The 16,468-nt window shown below is 74.0% G+C and carries 15 protein-coding genes; 7 read left to right on the top strand and 8 right to left on the bottom strand.

The window, feature by feature from the left end; translation table 11 throughout:
- Window positions 1-9 precede the first annotated feature (9 nt).
- Together LUZ64_RS05740 and LUZ64_RS05735 are read right to left on the bottom strand one after the other, a co-directional pair.
- Window positions 10-1,881, bottom strand: a complete 1,872-nt coding sequence (locus LUZ64_RS05740; protein ID WP_095584651.1) for a thiamine pyrophosphate-requiring protein — start codon at window positions 1,879-1,881, stop codon at window positions 10-12.
- 80 nt (window positions 1,882-1,961) lie between these two features.
- Complete coding sequence (locus LUZ64_RS05735; RefSeq protein WP_095584652.1) at window positions 1,962-2,918, bottom strand: LLM class F420-dependent oxidoreductase; 957 nt, start codon at window positions 2,916-2,918, stop codon at window positions 1,962-1,964.
- Window positions 2,919-3,304: 386 nt separating this feature from the next.
- Here LUZ64_RS05735 and LUZ64_RS05730 point away from each other — a divergent pair, with 386 nt between their 5' ends.
- Window positions 3,305-4,186 carry a SigB/SigF/SigG family RNA polymerase sigma factor gene (locus LUZ64_RS05730; protein ID WP_232389787.1) on the top strand — a complete coding sequence of 294 codons (882 nt, stop codon included), beginning with the start codon at window positions 3,305-3,307 and terminating at the stop codon, window positions 4,184-4,186.
- A gap of 108 nt (window positions 4,187-4,294) precedes the next feature.
- On the opposite strand, the gene LUZ64_RS05725 is transcribed toward LUZ64_RS05730, so the two are convergent.
- A complete protein-coding gene (locus LUZ64_RS05725) occupies window positions 4,295-4,882 on the bottom strand; it encodes a TIGR03086 family metal-binding protein (RefSeq protein ID WP_095580583.1) in 588 nt (195 codons plus the stop codon).
- A gap of 184 nt (window positions 4,883-5,066) precedes the next feature.
- On the opposite strand from LUZ64_RS05725, the gene LUZ64_RS05720 reads away from it, so the two are divergent.
- The 3 genes from LUZ64_RS05720 to LUZ64_RS05710 all read left to right on the top strand — a co-directional run bounded on the left by LUZ64_RS05720 (window position 5,067) and on the right by LUZ64_RS05710 (window position 7,430).
- Entirely contained in the window at window positions 5,067-5,429 is a 363-nt protein-coding gene (locus LUZ64_RS05720) for a CBS domain-containing protein (protein WP_095580581.1), read from the top strand.
- Window positions 5,430-5,486: 57 nt separating this feature from the next.
- Window positions 5,487-6,971 (top strand): bifunctional phosphatase PAP2/diacylglycerol kinase family protein, encoded by a 1,485-nt coding sequence (locus tag LUZ64_RS05715; RefSeq protein ID WP_095580579.1) that lies wholly within the window; start codon window positions 5,487-5,489, stop codon window positions 6,969-6,971.
- Between the two features lie 108 nt (window positions 6,972-7,079).
- Complete coding sequence (locus LUZ64_RS05710) at window positions 7,080-7,430, top strand: VOC family protein (RefSeq protein ID WP_095580577.1); 351 nt, start codon at window positions 7,080-7,082, stop codon at window positions 7,428-7,430.
- 90 nt (window positions 7,431-7,520) lie between these two features.
- Here the strand turns inward: LUZ64_RS05710 and LUZ64_RS05705 are convergent, their stop codons facing one another.
- Together LUZ64_RS05705 and LUZ64_RS05700 are read right to left on the bottom strand one after the other, a co-directional pair.
- Window positions 7,521-9,566 (bottom strand): DUF5107 domain-containing protein, encoded by a 2,046-nt coding sequence (locus tag LUZ64_RS05705; protein ID WP_095580575.1) that lies wholly within the window; start codon window positions 9,564-9,566, stop codon window positions 7,521-7,523.
- A 155-nt stretch (window positions 9,567-9,721) separates the two neighbouring features.
- Window positions 9,722-10,297 (bottom strand): GNAT family N-acetyltransferase, encoded by a 576-nt coding sequence (locus LUZ64_RS05700; RefSeq protein ID WP_095580573.1) that lies wholly within the window; start codon window positions 10,295-10,297, stop codon window positions 9,722-9,724.
- A 304-nt stretch (window positions 10,298-10,601) separates the two neighbouring features.
- Here LUZ64_RS05700 and LUZ64_RS05695 point away from each other — a divergent pair, with 304 nt between their 5' ends.
- Window positions 10,602-10,985 (top strand): hypothetical protein, encoded by a 384-nt coding sequence (locus LUZ64_RS05695; RefSeq protein WP_143593072.1) that lies wholly within the window; start codon window positions 10,602-10,604, stop codon window positions 10,983-10,985.
- 133 nt (window positions 10,986-11,118) lie between these two features.
- Here LUZ64_RS05695 and LUZ64_RS05690 read toward each other — a convergent pair whose 3' ends face one another.
- The gene (locus LUZ64_RS05690; RefSeq protein ID WP_095580569.1) at window positions 11,119-11,667 is read right to left on the bottom strand and encodes a hypothetical protein; all 549 of its coding nucleotides are present in this window, start codon (window positions 11,665-11,667) and stop codon (window positions 11,119-11,121) included.
- Window positions 11,668-11,735: 68 nt separating this feature from the next.
- On the bottom strand, window positions 11,736-12,386 hold the full coding sequence (locus LUZ64_RS05685; protein ID WP_095580567.1) for a TetR/AcrR family transcriptional regulator: 651 nt from the start codon (window positions 12,384-12,386) through the stop codon (window positions 11,736-11,738).
- Window positions 12,387-12,464: 78 nt separating this feature from the next.
- Between LUZ64_RS05685 and LUZ64_RS05680 the strand changes: the two genes are divergently transcribed.
- Window positions 12,465-13,232, top strand: coding sequence for an SDR family oxidoreductase (locus LUZ64_RS05680; protein WP_095580565.1), 768 nt, complete (start codon window positions 12,465-12,467; stop codon window positions 13,230-13,232).
- 340 nt (window positions 13,233-13,572) lie between these two features.
- On the top strand, window positions 13,573-15,255 hold the full coding sequence (locus LUZ64_RS05675; RefSeq protein WP_095580563.1) for an FAD-binding oxidoreductase: 1,683 nt from the start codon (window positions 13,573-13,575) through the stop codon (window positions 15,253-15,255).
- Here the strand turns inward: LUZ64_RS05675 and LUZ64_RS05670 are convergent.
- Complete coding sequence (locus tag LUZ64_RS05670; RefSeq protein ID WP_095580561.1) at window positions 15,226-16,413, bottom strand: serine hydrolase domain-containing protein; 1,188 nt, start codon at window positions 16,411-16,413, stop codon at window positions 15,226-15,228. The two genes, LUZ64_RS05675 and LUZ64_RS05670, sit on opposite strands and share 30 nt — an antisense overlap.
- Window positions 16,414-16,468: the final 55 nt, after the last annotated feature.

Here is a 16,468-nt window from a genome sequence, read left to right as displayed (position 1 = left end):
TCTCCGTGATCATTCCCCGCCCTCCCGGGGCTCGGGGGAGCCGAGGGGCTCCCGGGCGGCGGCCTCCCGCCGCGCGCCCCCGCCGTGGCCCCGTTTCGGCCCGCCCGGCAGGAACTCCTGGACCTTCGCCTTGAAGCCCTGGCGGATCATGCCGGCGCGGTCGGAGTCACCCTTGAGGATGGAGGCGGCGGTGGCCTCGATCTGGTCCCAGTCCGCGTGCGGCGGGATCGGCGGCACCGCCGGGTCGGTCAGGAACTCCACGACCGCCGGCCCCTCGGCGGCCAGCGCCTGCCGCCAGGCGCCCTCGACGTGCTCCGGCCTCTCCACCCGGATGCCGGTCAGCCCGATCGAGCGGGCGAAGGAGGCGTAGGAGACGTCGGGCAGCTCCTGCGACGGGAGGAACTGCGGTGAGCCGCTCATCGCCCGCATCTCCCATGTCACCTGGTTCAGGTCGTGGTTGTTCCACACCCCCACCACCAGCCGGGGGTCGTCCCACTGCGTGTGGTACTTGGCCGCCGTGATCAGCTCGGCCATCCCGTTCATCTGCATCGCGCCGTCCCCGACCAGCGCCACCACCGGCCGGTTGGGGTGCGCGAACTTCGCGCCGATCGCGTACGGCACACCGCAGCCCATCGTGGCGAGCGTCCCCGACAGGGAACCGCGCATGGTGCCGCGCATCCGGATGTGCCGCGCGTACCAGTTGGCGACCGAGCCCGAGTCGGAGGTCAGGATCGCGTTGTCGGGCAGCATCGGGGACAGCGCCCGGGCCACGTACTCGGGGTTGATGGGGTCGGCGCTCACCTCGGCGCGCCGCGCCAGCACCTCGTCCCAGCGCTCGACCCCGGCTCGTACGCCGTCCTGCCAGCCCCGCTTCTCCTTGCGACGGAGCAGCGGGAGCAGCCGCTGGAGGGTGGCCCGCGCGTCGCCGATCAGGTTGACCTCGTACGGGTAACGCAGGCCGACCAGGTGCGGGTCGATGTCGATCTGCACCGCCCGCGCCTGGCCGAACTCCGGCAGGAACTGGGTGTAGGGGAAGTTGGAGCCGACCGTCAGCAGGGTGTCGCAGTCACGCATCAGCTCGTACGAGGGGCGGGTGCCCAGCAGCCCGATCGAGCCGGTGACGTAGGGCAGTTCGTCGCTCAGCGCGTCCTTGCCCAACAGCGCCTTCGCCACCCCGGCGCCCAGCACGTCCGCGGTCTCCTCGGTCTCCGGGCGGGCACCGGCCGCGCCCTGCCCGATGAGGATCGCGACCCTCTCGCCGGCGTTGAGCACCTCCGCCGCCCGGGCCAGCGACTCGTCCGAGGGCACCGCCTGCCAGCCGCTGCGGTCCAGACTGGAGGGCACCATCTTGAACGCGTGCGTGGGCGCCGTGTAGTCGAGGTCCTGCACGTCGCCGGGGATGATGACGGCCGTCGGCGCCCGGCGCGCGTACGCGGTGCGGATGGCGCGGTCCAGGACGTTCGGCAGCTGCTCGGGTACGTAGACCGTCTCCAGGAAGTCGGAGGCGACGTCCTTGAAGAGGGTGTGCAGGTCGACCTCCTGCTGGTACGAGCCGCCCATCGCCGACCGGTGCGTCTGGCCGACGATCGCGACCACCGGCACGTGGTCGAGTTTCGCGTCGTAGAGGCCGTTGAGCAGATGGATCGCCCCCGGTCCGGAGGTGGCGACGCAGACCCCCAGCCGGCCGCTGAACTTGGCGTAGCCGACGGCCTCGAAGGCGGACATCTCCTCGTGCCGCGACTGGATGAACCGCGGCTGGTTGTCCGCCCGCTCCCACGCCGCCAGCAGCCCGTTGATGCCGTCCCCCGGATAGCCGAAGACCTGCTCCACGTCCCAGGCGCGCAGCCGCGCCAGGATGAAGTCGGCCACCTTCTGACTCATCGTGTTCTCCACCTTCTCGGGCGTCTCGGGCTTCTCGGGCTTCTCGGGGCTCGCGGTTCGTGGGCCGTGCCGGTCCGTGCTCAGGTCGTCAGCCGGGGCAGCACCTCGGTGCGGTAGAAGTCGAAGAAGCCGCGCTGGTCGGGGCCGATCTGGCCCACGTGCACCCGGTCGAAGCCCGCGTCGGCGTAGGCGCCGAGCGCCCGGACGTGCTCGTCCACGTCGGTGCCGCAGGTGACCGCCGCCGCGGTCCGCTCGCGCGGCACCAGGGTGACCGCCTGTTCGAAGTGGGCGGGCGTGGGCAGGATCTGCGCCAGCTCGCCGGGCAGCCGCTCGGCGGCCCACAGGCGGTGCGCGAGGTCCCGCGCCGCCTCCCGGTCCGGCCCCCAGCAGACCTTCAGCCCGGCCACGGCCGGCTTGGAGCCGCCGCCCCCGCGCCGGAAGCGGGCCACGGCGTCCCCGTCGGGCTCGATCGTCAGCAGCCCGTCGCCGATCCGCCCGGCCACCTCGACGGCCGCGGGACCGAACGCCGACACGTCGATCGGCACGGGCTCGTCGGGCACGGTGTAGAGCCGGGCGTTCTCCACCGTGTAGTGCTTGCCGCGGTGGCTGACCTCGCCGCCCTCGAAGAGCAGCCGCATCACCTGGACGGCCTCCTCCAGCATCTCCAGCCGCACCGCCGCCTGCGGCCACGCGTCACCGAGGACGTGCTCGTTCAGGGCCTCGCCGCTGCCCACGCCGAGCCGGAAGCGGCCGCCCAGGAGGACCGCGCTGGTGGCCGCGGCCTGCGCCACCACCACGGGGTGCAGCCGGATCGTCGGACAGGTCACCGCGGTCTGCACCGGCAGCGACGTGGCCTGCGACAACGCCCCGATCACCGACCAGACGAACGGGCTCTGCCCCTGCTCCCCGGTCCACGGATGGAAGTGGTCCGAGATCCACAGCGAGGTGAACCCCGCCTGTTCCGCCATCCGGGCCTGTTCGACCAGCGCGGCCGGGGAGTGCTCCTCGCAGGACAGGAAGTAGCCGTACTCGGTCATCCGGGCCATTGCCTCCTCGCCGCGTCATGGTGTGCGGCGGGACGGGTAACCGATCACCGGTCATCGAAACGTCGGGGTGACCGGGGCGCGGTGTCCGGGAGGTCCCGGGTGGGGTCCCGGGGGCCGGGAGCGTCCCGGGCAGCGCCCGGATCCCCGGTCCGGGGGCCTCGACGGAATCCGGCGTGTCCGGTGTCCGGGGGCACCGGCCCGGGCCGGTGCCCCCCGTTCGCCTTCCGCTGTTTGCCCGTCGCGACCCCGGGCAGGCGTCAGGACGTGCTTCGGACCGGAGGCACGTCCGCGGGAGCCGCGTTTCGGCTCCGGACGTGCCCTGTCCGGACGCCGCCGGGCCCCGCGGTCCCCCTTCCACCGACAGGGAGACCGGCCTCATGACCTTCGCACCGGTACGAGACGTGACCGCCCGGGAGACGACCACCGCCCGTGACCTGCCCGCCCCCGGCGCGGCCGCCCGGCGTGCCCCCGCCCGGCCCGCGCGCCGCAGGCACCCGCACCACGACGCCCCCGACACCGCGCCCGACTTCGCCCGTATCGCCGCCCTCCCGGACGGCCCCGCCCGGGACGCGCTGCGGCAGCGGGTCGTACGGGCCTGGATGCCGATGGCCGAGCGGCTCGCCCTCCAGTTCCGCAACCGCGGCGAGACCGTGGAGGACCTCCGCCAGGTGGCCATGCTCGGCCTCGTCAAGGCCGTCCACCGCTACGACCCCGGCCGCGGCACCGCGTTCGAGAGCTTCGCGGTGCCCACGGTCGTCGGCGAGATCAAGCGCCACTTCCGGGACCACATGTGGGACGTGCACGTGCCCCGCCGCGTCCAGGAGCTCCGCAACCGCGTACGGGCCGCCCACCAGGAACTCACCCGCACGGCGGACGGCCGCGGCCCCGGCGTCGAGGAGCTCGCCGCGCACACCGGCATGAGCGAGGACGAGGTACGGGCCGGCCTGGAGGCCCTGGGCAGCTTCAGCACGCTCTCGCTCGACTCGGCGCTGCCGGGCGCCGACGACGGCTACGCCCTCGGCGACACCCTCGGGGCCGCCGAGCCGGGCTTCCAGCTCGTCGTGGACCGCGAGTCCCTCAAGCCGGAGCTGCGGGCGCTGCCGCCGCGGGAGCGGGAGATCCTCTACCTGCGGTTCTTCTGCGACATGACGCAGAGCCGGATCGCCGAGCGGCTGGGGATCTCGCAGATGCATGTGTCGCGGCTGATCAGCCGTACGTGTGACCGGTTGTACGAGCGGGTCATGGGCCGGGTGGCGTAAGGGGCGGGGGTTTTCCCCTACCCGCCCCTTCCCGGAACCGGGGGCTCCGCCCCCGGGCCCCCTTTCCGCGCTCCGCGCGGTGTCCTCAAGCGCCGGACAGGCTGATCTCTAAACCCGACGCCCCAGCTGAGCCAGAAGCGCCGTCTGCGCGTCCGCCCCCACCGGCACCTCCACCGCCGCCGCGAACAACCCCGTACCCGCCAGCGAATCCGCGTACGGCTCCACCTCCCGCCGCGCGAACTCGACCAGGGCCCCCGGCAGCCGCTCGTCCGCGCCGATCGCCCGGGACAGGTCCCACGCGTGCACGATCGCGTCGGCCGTCATCTGCGCGCAGTAGGCGTCGGCGCGGGTGGGACCCTGGCTGAGGTGTGTCGTGCGGGTCAGGGCACCGGGCGCGGCGAAGGCGGTGCGGGCCGCGGCGGCCGCGTCGTCCCAGGTGGCGACGGGGTCGTCGCCGAGGAGGTCGCCGTCCAGCGAGTCGCCGAGGTCCGCGACGGACGCGCCGTCCAGCATCGGCGGCACCCACAGCTGTTCGACCGCCAGGTGGTTGACGAGCGCGCGTACCGACCAGTCGGTGCAGGGCGTGGGCGCATCCCACTGATCGGGGCGGACGGCGTGCACGCGGGCGGTGAAGAGGGCGAGCGCCTCGCCGTGCCGGGACAGCAGGGCCTTCGCCTCCGGGCTCTCACGGGTCATGGCGCCATTGTCCGCGCGCGTCCGCCGGGCGGCGACCGGCGCGCGGCGGACGCGGTGGCATGGGCGGGACGGCCCCGGGTACTGCGGCAGGACTCCGGAACCCGTCCGGGCCGACGGACCGAAGGGGCACCGGATGAAGGGCGCAGGACAAGGGCCGAAGGAAGAGAAAGGAAGGAGACCGGAGATGGCACAGCTCGTGAAGGACGTCATGACCCCGGCGATCGTGGCCGTGCACCCGGACGCGTCGCTGGTCGAGGCCGCGCAGCTGATGCGCTCCCAGGGCGTCGGCGATGTGATCGTCACGGAGGGCGGCCGGCTGCTCGGCGTGCTCACGGACCGGGACATCGCCCTGCGCGCGGTGGCGGACGGCGTGGACCCGCTGGCCGTCAGCTGCGAGTCGGTGTGCACGGCCGAACCGGTGACGGTGGGCCCGGAGGACGAGGTGGCCACGGCGATGGGCCTGATGCGCCGGTACGCCGTGCGCCGGCTGCCCGTGGTCGAGCACGGCCGGCCGCTGGGCATGGTGAGCGCGAGCGACCTCGGCTGACCGGGCGTACGGGACGCGACCGGGCGTCGGGACGGGCCCAGGGGGTACACGGGATCCATGCAGAAGGCACGAGCACTGGGTTCCCTGGACCGGGCGGTCTTCCTGACGGTCGCGGCACGGCACTGGCCGGGCGGTGACCGCGTCCTGCCACGGCTGTCCCGCAGCGCGGACCACGGGCTGCTGTGGTTCGGGCTGGCCGCGGGCGCCGCGGTGGTGGGCGGGCGGCCCGCGCGGCGGGCGGCGCTGCGCGGGGCGGCCTCGCTGGCCGTCGCGTCCGCGACGGTGAACACGATCGGCAAGCGGTCGGTGCGGCGCCTGCGCCCGGTGCTGGACACCGTGCCGCTCGTCCGGCGGCTGTCGCGTCAGCCGTTCACGACGTCGTTCCCGTCCGGGCACTCGGCGTCGGCCGTCGCCTTCGCGACGGGTGTCGCCCTGGAGAACCGCGCCTGGGGGCTGGCGCTGGCGCCGCTGGCCGCGTCCGTGTGCTTCTCGCGCGTCTACACCGGGGTCCACTATCCGGGTGACGTCCTCGCGGGCGCGGCGCTGGGCGCGGGCGCGGCCTTCGCCGTCCGGGGCGTCGCCCCCACCCGTGCCCAGCTCGCGCCGCCGGCCCGGCCGAGGGCGGACGCCCCGGCGCTGCCCGGCGGCGAAGGACTCGTCGTGGTGGCGAACGCCGGCTCCGGGCAGCGGACGGTGACGTGGACGGACCCGGCCCAGGTCGTGCGCTCGGCGCTGCCGGGCGCCGAGGTCCTCATGTGCGGCCGGGACGGGGCCGAGCCGCTGGAGAAGGTGCTGGAGACGGCGGCGTCCCGGGCGCGTGAACGCGGCGGAGCGCTGGGCGTGTTCGGCGGGGACGGCACGGTCAACGCGGCGGCGGCCGTCGCCCGGCGGTACGGGCTGCCGCTCGCGGTGCTGCCCGGCGGTACGTACAACCACTTCGCCTACGACCTGGGCATCGAGAGCGTGGCCGACGCCTGCCGGGCGGTGGAGGCGGGTGAGGCCGTGGCCGTCGACATGGTGCGCGTCGAGGGGCCGGGCGAGGAGAACCGGTTCCTCAATACGTTCAGCATCGGCGCCTACCCCGAGCTGGTGCGGGTGCGCGAGCGGTGGGCGCGGCGGATCGGCGCCTGGCCGGCCGGGGTGCTGGCGGCCGTGCACGTGCTGCGGACGGCGCGGCCGCTCCGGCTGGACGTCAACGGACGGCCGCGGCGGGTGTGGCTGCTCTTCGCCGGCAACTGCGCCTACCGGGGGCTGGGGCTCGCCCCGGTGCGCCGGCACGACCTCGCGGACGGCGTGCTGGACGTCCGGCTCGTCTCCGGCGACCGGCTGGCCGGTGCCCGGCTGCTCCTGGCGGCACTGACGGGCGGCCTCAAGCACTCCCCCGTGCTGCGGACCTCCCGGGTACGGAAGTTGCGCGTCGGCGGCGTCGCGCCCGGCACGCACCTCGCCTACGACGGGGAGATCGCCGAGGCCCCGGCGGAGCTGACGTTGCGGAAGGAGAACGAGGCGCTGGTCGTCTACCGCCTGCCGACGGACTGGTGAACTGTTCGACGTCTCACCGCATCGGGTGACAGGGGCGCGTACGTCCTTCCGGAAGCGCCTGAGAGAGGTCCCCTTCCCTCACCGTCGCGTCCAACTAGCCTTGTTCCCATGAACATTCTGGGGACTTCGCTACGGGTGTGCGTCGACGATCTGGAATCGGCGATCGGTGTCTACGAGCGTCTGACCGGGGCCGAGGCGATGCGCTTCCGGCGCGCCGGGGTGAGCGTCGCGGCGGTCGGCTGCTTCTTCCTGATGAGCGGTCCGGAGCGGGAGCTGTCGGTGCTGCGGAACATCACGGCGACCATCGCGGTGACCGACGTCGACGAGGCGCTGGAGGACCTCAGGGCGGTCGGCGCGCAGATCATCGCCGGGCCCGTGCCGACACCCATCGGGCGCAATCTGGTGGCGCGGCACCCGGACGGGTCGGTCTTCGAGTACGTCGACCGCAAGCAGGGGTAGCGGTCGACCCACCGTCCGGGCAGCACCCTGCCCGGCCTCGCGGACGGCGGTGGGGTGGGACGGGACCGGGCGCGCGCCCCACCCCGCCCCTCAGCCCTCCGGCAGGCGTGCGGGCCGCATCCGGAAGTCGTACCTCCGGGGCAGCGGGTGCTCGGCGCGCGCCCGGGTCCGGAGCTCCTCCGTGACGGGGCCGCCGTCCGCCAGCAGCAGCTCCGCCGCCGCGTACCACGTGTCGGCGAGCGTCTCGTCGCCCTCCCGCAGGTCGTCGACCTCGAAGCCCTCGTCGAAGAGCGCCCGCGCCCCCGCCGCGTCGCCGCGCGCGAGGAGCACCCGGGCCCGCAGCAGGGTGAAGCGCCCCCGGGCCCGGACGGCCTGCGGCAGCGCGTCCAGCACGGCTCCGGCCTCGTCGGCGCGCCCCACCGCGAGCAGGGCCTCGGCCGTCTCGCGGCCGAGGGCCGCCGTCGCGGCGGCCCACGGGGCGCCGTCCCCCCGCTCCTCGCGAGCGCCCTCGAACGCCCGGAGGAAGCGGTCGGCGGCCCGCTCGGGGTGGCCGTCCGCCTGGTCGGCGACGGCGAGGCAGCGCGTCGACGGCCAGTGGCCGCCCCCGGTCTGCTCCCAGCTGCGGACGGCCTGCGAGCGGTCGCCGGCGTGCCAGCGGGCGACGCCGAGGTGGTAGTGGAGGTAGTGGTCCTGGCGGGCGTCGCCGGTCTCCGCCAGCTCCAGCAGGTCCCGCCAGTGCGGCGACACCAGCGTCGGCCCGGGCGGCAGCGACCGCGTGGGCGTGGGCAGGGAGCCCGAGCGCAGCAGGTCCTGCCACGGCTCCTGCTCCGGGCCCGGCGTCGCCGCGTCGAAGGGCGTCCCCGGCAGCTCGTACCCGCCCCGCTCGATCTCCAGGGCGCCCCAGCCCGAGCCGGTGGCCAGGCTCTCCTTGGGGTCGAGGTCGGCGTACGGGCGCCAGGCGGCGTACGCCTCCTCGACCCCGGCGCGCGGCAGGGCCGCCTCCAGGCGGGACTCGACCTCCTCCCGGGCCGCCGCCCAGTCGGTGCCGTGCGCGCGCCCGGGGTCGGCGGTCAGCGGACCGTACGCCTCCAGCCAGGCGAACTCCCCGCCCGCTTCCAGCCGTACGTGTTCGAGCTGGGTACGGGCGAGCCCCGCCTGGATCTCGGCGTAGCCGCCGGTGCCGGGTTCGGTCAGCCACTCCTGCCAGCGCCGCCCACCGGGCCCGGAGCCCCAGACGAAGAGTTTGCGGCCGCGCAGGAGGTCGGTCGAGGTCTGCACGAGGCCCGCGCCGTCGGCGTCGAGAGAGGCGATCCAGCGGCGCCCGGCGTCCGGCACGTCGTAGAAGAAGTCGGCGGCGTGCGTGCTGCGGAGCGGGTACGTGCGGTCGGCGCCCTCCGACTCCGGGACCGGGACCCGGCGCAGGGTGCGTTCGTAGCCGAACCGCCACGCCTCGTCCGCGGGGGCGAGGACGCGGGTGCCGGCGGCCTCGGGCACGGCGATGTTGGACCACCAGTAGACGGGGGCGGGGCGTTCGTGGGGATTGCGGATCCGCACGCCCACATAGAGGAAGTCGGAGTCGCCGGGCAGCCAGAGGTCGACCTGGAACGGCAGGTCGCGCATCCTCTCCCACTCCCACAGGCGCAGCATCTCACCGCCCCCGGGCGCGGGCACCCGGGCGGCGTGGAGCGGGGCCGTGGCCAGCGGTGAGTGGCCGGTGGCACCGGTGTTCCACTCGATGCCGCCGGAGAACCAGGCGCCGTTCAGCCCGAACTCGGCGGGCTGGAGCACCGGGTTGCGGTAGAGGAGCTGCCGCCCGGTCGGCTTGTGTTCGAGCGAGTGCACCCGGCCGCCGAGACCGGGCAGGACCGTGGCGCGCAGCCGGTCGTTCTCGATGACGACCGCCTCGACGTCGGTGGGGACGCGCGCGCGGGTGTAGCCGTCGCGCCGTGGCACGGGCAGCACCGTGCGGAGCGGGGCGTAGCCGACCTGGCGGGCCATCGCGGCGGGCAGGGCGGCGCGTTGCGCGGCGTCCGGGTGATGGGGTCTGAACGGCGGCAGGAGCGCGGGCAGCGGGTTCTCGGGGCCCAACGGGGCGGCGGGCAGGGACAGCACGGCACGTCGGATGGTCGTGGGCACGGCACCTCGTTCTCTCGGACCCTGGTGGAGCTCTCGGTGTCTTTCGCTACGGCTTGCGGTAAGGCTGCCCGCACGGTGTGCGGTACGGCCGTCCGTACGGTCTTCGGTACGGCTTTCGCTACGACTTGTGTACGGCCCGGGAACCCGGGTTCCCCCTAGGACTCGGGAAGCATGTCGGCGGTGATCGCCCAGCGTTCGTGGTCGCGCCAGGCCCCGTCGATGAAGAGGAAGCCGGGCGAGAACCCCTCCAGCCGGAAGCCGTGCCGTTTCACCAGCCGGAGTGACGCGGTGTTCCCCGGCTGGACGTTCGCCTCCAGGCGGTGCAGTCCCAACGGGCCGAAGGCGTGGCGCAGTACGAGCCCGAGGCCCTCGCCGAGGTAGCCGCGGCCCGCGCTGGGCGAGAAGGCGCCGTAGCCGAGCGCTCCGCACAGGAAGGCGCCGCGCACGATGTTGTTGATGTTGATGAAACCCGCCGGGGTGTCGGCCGCGCCCTCCTCTCCGGGCAGGCAGACGAGCAGGCCCACGCGCTGTTCGCCGTCCAGTCGGTCGGCGTAGGCGGCGAACGTGGCCTCCGTGTCGGGCATCGAGAGCCACGGCCGGTGCAGGTCGGTGCTGGCGCGCACCAGGCGGGTGAACTCCGGGCCGTCCGCGCGGGTGAGGGGGCGGACGGCGACGCGGGGCCCGCGGGCGAGATAGCGGCCGTCACCGGCCTCGGGATGATCAAGCACCATTTCCTCATCGTACGGGCCGGGTGCGGGGTTCGGGGGTGCCTGACCTCCCCGTTCCGGGCTGCGGAACCGCGCTCGGCCGCCGTGCGAGGGCGTCGCCCGGGGGCGGTCCGGGAAACATCCGCCCCGGGACGGCGCATTCGGCCACACCCGCCACAGAGGTCCGCACAACCGCGCGCCCCTCACGTACCACCCACCACCCCCTGTGACCGCACGACCCCCCTCCGTAGCGTTAGGAGGCGGAACTTCCGCATCCCTTGGGAGACCTGTCGTGGAGACCAAGGCGTGGCGGCAACAGGAGGTCGAGATGAGACGACGCACCCCCATCCTTGCCATGACGGCACTCGCGGCCCTCGCCGTCGGCACGGTCGCGGCGGCCGCGGACGGCCCCGAGGACAAGCCGGGGATCGTGGCACCCAGCAAGCAGAAGGCGACGAAGAACGCGGAGCCGCTGGCCGCGCACGGCCAGTTCTTCGGGGACTTCGTGACGGTGGAGCCGAACACCAACCGGGCGGCCACGGTGACGTGTCCCACCGGTCAGGTGCCGACGGGCGGCGGGGGAACGACCAGCGCCATCCGCGTCTTCTTCACCGATTCCTTCGCGAGCGGAAGATCCTGGGTCGTCAGAGGGACGAACACCAACAGTGTGAACGAGTCCATCAGGGCGTTCGTCGTCTGCACCACGCCGTGACCCGATGACCCCCGGGTGCCGGGTCCCCCACCATCCGGCGCCCGGGACCGCCGGCCGCCCGCGCCCAGCCCCCCTTCGGGCGCGGGTGGCCGGCTCGACCGACTCCGGCCCGGACCCGCGCGGTCACCGGGCCTCAGTAGTTGAAGGTCTCGAACGTGACCCGGGCGGTCCGCTCGCCCTCGTAGACGACCGTCAGCTGGACCACGTCGGCGTTGGGGTGCGCGTCCGGCGGATCGTCGACGTCCAGGACGACGCCGTCGAGGGTCGCCCGGATGCCGTCGGGGGTCTCCTTGTCGATCGAGCGGCTGCGGTCGCCGGGGTAGGCGGCGAGCCAGGCGTGGACGTCCGCGCGCGGCATGCGGAACGTGCCCCGCATGTCGGGACCCATGAGGGTGTTCTTCTTCTCGCAGTCCTCGTCCGTGGCGCCCTCGGGCAGTTCCCCGCCCGCGAACGACAGGGCCTCCGCGCACCCGACGGAGGAGACGCCCTCCATCGGCCCCATGGAGTTCACCAGCCACGCGCCGAAGCCGAGCACCGCGGCGACGCCGAACACGATCGAGCCCGCGGCGATGCCGACGACCCGCCAGGTCTCCGACGCTCCCGCGTGCCGGCGCCGCCCCGGGAGGGCCTTCGTCGGCGGGTGCGCCGGGAGGGCCGACGTCGTGCCGGGGGTCTCTGTCACCGCGCTACCTGTCTTCCGATGATCATTTGATCAGAAGACAAAGTATGACGTCCCGGTGACGCCGCAGGTCAGGCAGGGCCCGCCGGGACCGTCCCGCTCCCCGGCCGGTCCACGCCGCCCGGCGTCGGCCACATCCGCGCGGCGGCCTCCGCGACGGCCTCCAGTTCCTCCCGCGCGGCACCGTCGCGGGCCTGCTGGGACAGGCCCTGCATCATCGCGACGACGCAGCGCGCCAGGGTGGCCGCGTCGGTGTCCGGCGGGAGTTCGCCCGCGGCGACGCCGGCCCGGAGGCGGCGCTCGAACGCGGCGACGGTGGCGGTGCGCCGGGCGCGCAGCAGTTCCTCCGCCTCGGTGGAGGAGGTCGTGCAGCCGGTGGCCGCCATGAGCGTCAGGCAGCCGGTGGGGCGGCCGGGCTCGGTGTACTCGCGCGCGGCCTCGCGCAGCACCCGGCCGAGGGCGCCGAGCGCGGTCGGCTCCTCCTTCAGGGCGCGGCGGACGAAGTCGCCGTACGTGCGTCCGTACGCCTCGACGACCTCGGCGAAGAGCGCTTCCTTGTTCCCGAAGGCGGCGTAGAGGCTGGGCGGGGCGATGCCCATGGCGCGGGTCAGGTCGGCGACCGAGGTCGCCTCGTAACCGTGCTCCCAGAAGGCGAGGGTCGCGGTCCTCAGGGCGGCCTCGCGGTCGAAGGAACGGGGGCGGCCACGCTGTCTCACTGCCATGAACGAATTCTATATCGACCGCTAACCATTGTGTTATGGTCCGCCGTATAGCGATCGCTACAGAAGGGGAGCAGTGCCATGGGTGCACTTACGGGTAAGACCGCCCTCGTCACCGGCGCGAGCCGGGGCATCGGCCGGGCCGTCGCCGAGCGGCTGGCCGCCGACGGGGCGCGGGTCGGCGTGCACTACGGCAGCAACGACGACGCGGCCAAGGCCGTCGTGGCGGCGATCCAGGAAGCCGGCGGAGACGCCTTCGCGATCCGCGCCGAGCTCGGCGTCGCCGGGGACGCGGCGGCCCTGTGGGCGGAGTTCGACCGGCACGCCGACGGTCTGGACATCCTCGTCAACAACGCCGGCGTCGGGCTGCTCGCCCCCGTCGAGAGCGTGCAGGAGGCGGACTTCGACCGGGTGTTCGCGATCAACGTCAAGGCCCTGTTCTTCGTCACCCAGCAGGCCCTCGGCCGGTTGCGCGACGGCGGGCGGATCATCAACCTCTCCAGCGCCACCACCCGGATCGCCATGCCGAACATCGTGGCGTACTCGGCCACCAAGGGCGCGATCGACACCCTGACCCTGACGCTCGCCGAGGCCCTGGCACCCCGGGGCATCACCGTGAACGCGGTGGCGCCCGGCATCATCGAGACGGACCTCAACCCGTGGCTCGCGATACCGGAGATGCGCGCCACGGCCGAGAGCTGGTCGGCCCTGGGCCGGACCGGCACGGCCGCCGACGTGGCCGGCGTGGCGGCGTTCCTGGCCTCGGACGACTCGCGCTGGACGACCGGACAGGTCATCGACGTGAGCGGCGGCTCGGCCCTGGGCAACGGACCGTCGGCCAAGCGCTGACGTCCGGCCCGCGGGGAAGGAACGAAGGGGCCCGCCTCCCGGTGGGCCCCTTCCCCTTATCCCCGCACCGCTCCCCCGACATGACGGACTCGCCCGGCGGCGCCCGTCGCCGCGCCCCGGCGGTATCCGGCGTTCCGCCGGCAGCGCCGCAGGGAGCCGCCCGTGCACGGCTCTTGAGCGCTGCGGCGATGCCGTTTATGACCAAGGTCACTCTGATGAGGCGTCAATTCCGCAGTTCAATTCCCGGACGCCGAGCGGTAGGACGCGCAATCGACCCGCAACTGTCCTGCGCTCGGCGCGGTTTCGCTTCCGCACGAAGACCGACACGGGGGAACTCACCATGCCCATGGATCGCCGCACCCTCATAAGACGGACCGCCGCCGCCACCGGGGGCACCGCCCTCGCGGGACTCACCGCACCGGCCCTCGCGGCCGACGAACCCGCGCCCGGCGAGTCCGGATCCTCGCTGGAGACCGCGGGCGGCGCCACCGTCCTGCCGGCCGACGGGCGCTACGCCCCGCTGACCACGGGCAACAACGCGCGGTTCGCCGCACGGCCCGACTACATCAAGATGATCAAGTCCACGGCCGACGCCGCGAAGGCGCTCGGCGACGCCGTCAAGGCGGGCAAACGGGTCGCGGTGCGCAGCGGCGGGCACTGCTTCGCCGACTTCGTGAGCCACCCCGACGTCAAGGTCATCCTGGACTTCTCCGAGCTCAACCGGGTGGGCTACGACCCGGGGATGCGGGCCTTCTCCGTCGAGCCCGGCGCCCGGCTGCTCAATGTCTACGAGTCCCTGTACAAGGGCTGGGGCGTCACGATCCCGGGCGGCACCTGCTACGGCGTCGGCATCGGCGGCCATGTCGCCGGCGGCGGCTACGGGCTGCTCTCGCGCCGGCACGGGCTGGTCGTCGACCACCTCTACGCCGTGGAGGCCGTCGTCGTCGGCGCGACCGGTGAGACCCGGGTCGTCCGCGCCACGCGGGAGGCGAACGACCCCAACCGCGACCTGTGGTGGGCGCACACCGGTGGGGGCGGCGGCAACTTCGGTCTGGTGACCCGCTACTGGTTCCGCTCGCCGGGCGCCACCGGCTCCGCGCCCGGCGCCCAGCTGATCTCACCGCCGTCGACCGTGCTGGTCAACGCCGTCGGCATCCCCTGGAGCCAACTGGACGAGCAGGGTTTCGCCCGGCTGCTGAAGAACTACGGCGCCTGGTTCGAGGCCAACAGCGCCCCGGACTCCCCGAACCGCCACCTCAACAGCATCCTCAACATCTCCTCCCAGGCCAACGGTGTGATCGGGATGTTCACCCAGATCGACGCCTCGGTGCCGGGCGCGGCCCGGATGATGGACGACTACCTGGCCGCGGTGACCGCGGGGACCGGCGCCCGGGCCAAGGCCCTGGACCGGCCCAACGGCGAGCTGCCCGCGATGCCGCAGCTCGCCGCGGCGCGGCAGCTCCCCTGGCTCCAGGCCACCCGGCTGATCGGCACGAGCAACTCCACCCTCAACGACCCCACGATGCGCGGTGCCCACAAGTCCGGGTACCTGCGGGCGAACTTCACGGACGCGCAGGTCGCGGCCGTGTACGCGGCCATGACCGACCCGGGGTACCGCAACGCCCGCACCATGCTGGTGCTGTTCCCCGTCGGCGGGCAGGTCAACGCCGTCGCCCCGGACGCCACCGCCTACCCCCAGCGCAGCGCCACCCTCAAGATGCTGTTCCAGACGTTCTGGAACGACCCGGCCCAGGACGCCGACCACCTCGGCTGGCTCCGGGGCCTCTACGGGAAGTTCTTCGCGGCGACGGGCGGGGTGCCGGGCCTGGGCGGCCAGAGCGACGGCTGTTACATCAACTACCCGGACACGGACATGGCCGACCCCGCGCAGAACACCTCGGGGATGCCGTGGCACGCCCTGTACTACAAGGACAACTACGCGCGGCTCCAGCAGGTGAAGAAGCGGTACGACCCCGGGAACGTCTTCCGGCACTCACTGTCGGTCGCGCTGCCGAAGGGCTGACGCCGGGGTGCCCGGGGGCGTGCCGCAGAACTCGGCGAGCACCACGTCCCCGGCCGCGTCCGTCCCGGCCGCCCAGTCGGTGTCGAAGGTGGACACCAGCCGGTGGCGGGCGTCCCGGGTGGCGAAGGCGACGCTCTGCTGCCCGGGCAGCAGCCCGGTGTGTCCCCAGACCTCCGCGCCGCACGGCAGCACGGCCCGGAAGATCCCCAGCCCGGCGTCCTGGCCGAAGGCCGGGGCCGGGACCGTGGTGGTCATCTCCGCGAGCTGGGCGGCGGGCAGCAACCGGCCGCCCAGGAGGGCGGCGTAGAAGCGGTCGACGTCCGTGGTGGTGGAGACCACCTCGCCCGCGGCCCAGACCAGCGAGGGGTTGAACTCGGTGATGTCGACGGGCTCGCCGGGCCCTTCCGGGAGCCGGGTCCAGGACCGCCCGGCGGGGCGGGGAAGCGTGCTCCTCGTGCCCGGCAGGCTGGTGTCGCGCAGGCCGAGGGGGCGCAGGACGCGCCGCGCCAGCTCCTCGCCGTACGGGTGGCCGGTCGCCTTCTCGACGGCCATCGCGGCGAGGACGAAGCCGGTCGTGCCGTAGCTCCAGCCTGTGCCGGGTTCGAAGAGCGGTTCGTGCCGCATGGCGAGGGCGACCAGCTGCTCCGGGCGCCAGGTGTCCCAGCGGTGCTCCAGGAACGGGCCGACGCCGCCGACCTCGGGGTCCTCGGTGTAGTCGAAGAGGCCGCCGGTGTGGTTCAGCAGCTGACGGAGAGTGATCTTCCGGCCGTCGTGGCCATGGCCGCGGACCACACCGGGCAGCCACTTCTCCACGGTGTCGGAGAGCGCGAGCCGGCCCTCCGCCTCCAGCTGGAGCACGACCGTCGCGACGAAGGTCTTGCTGATGCTGCCGATCCTGAAGTGGTCGGCCGGCAGGGGCGGCCGGTGGGTGGTGGGGTCGGCCGTGCCGGCGGCGCCGTGCCAGGGGCCGTGGGCGTCCTGGACGCGGGCGAGGGCACCGGGCACGTGGTGGACGGAGACGGCGGAGAGCAGGGCCTGTCTCGTGAGGGAGTGCCCCGGGCCGGGGGCCGGCGCGGGACGGGCGGCCGGGGCCGCGGCGGTGAGCGTCAGCGTCGTGAGGAGGGCGGTGATCGCGGTCCGTACCCTGCGCGTGGCCATGCGGCGATGTATTCCCGGCCGTACCTCCGGCCACGCCCGGGAGGCGGTCCCCCAC

The organism is Streptomyces albireticuli (assembly GCF_021228125.1).
Taxonomy (GTDB): Bacteria; Actinomycetota; Actinomycetes; order Streptomycetales; family Streptomycetaceae; genus Streptomyces; species Streptomyces albireticuli.
This window is presented reverse-complemented; position numbering and strand designations above follow the sequence as displayed.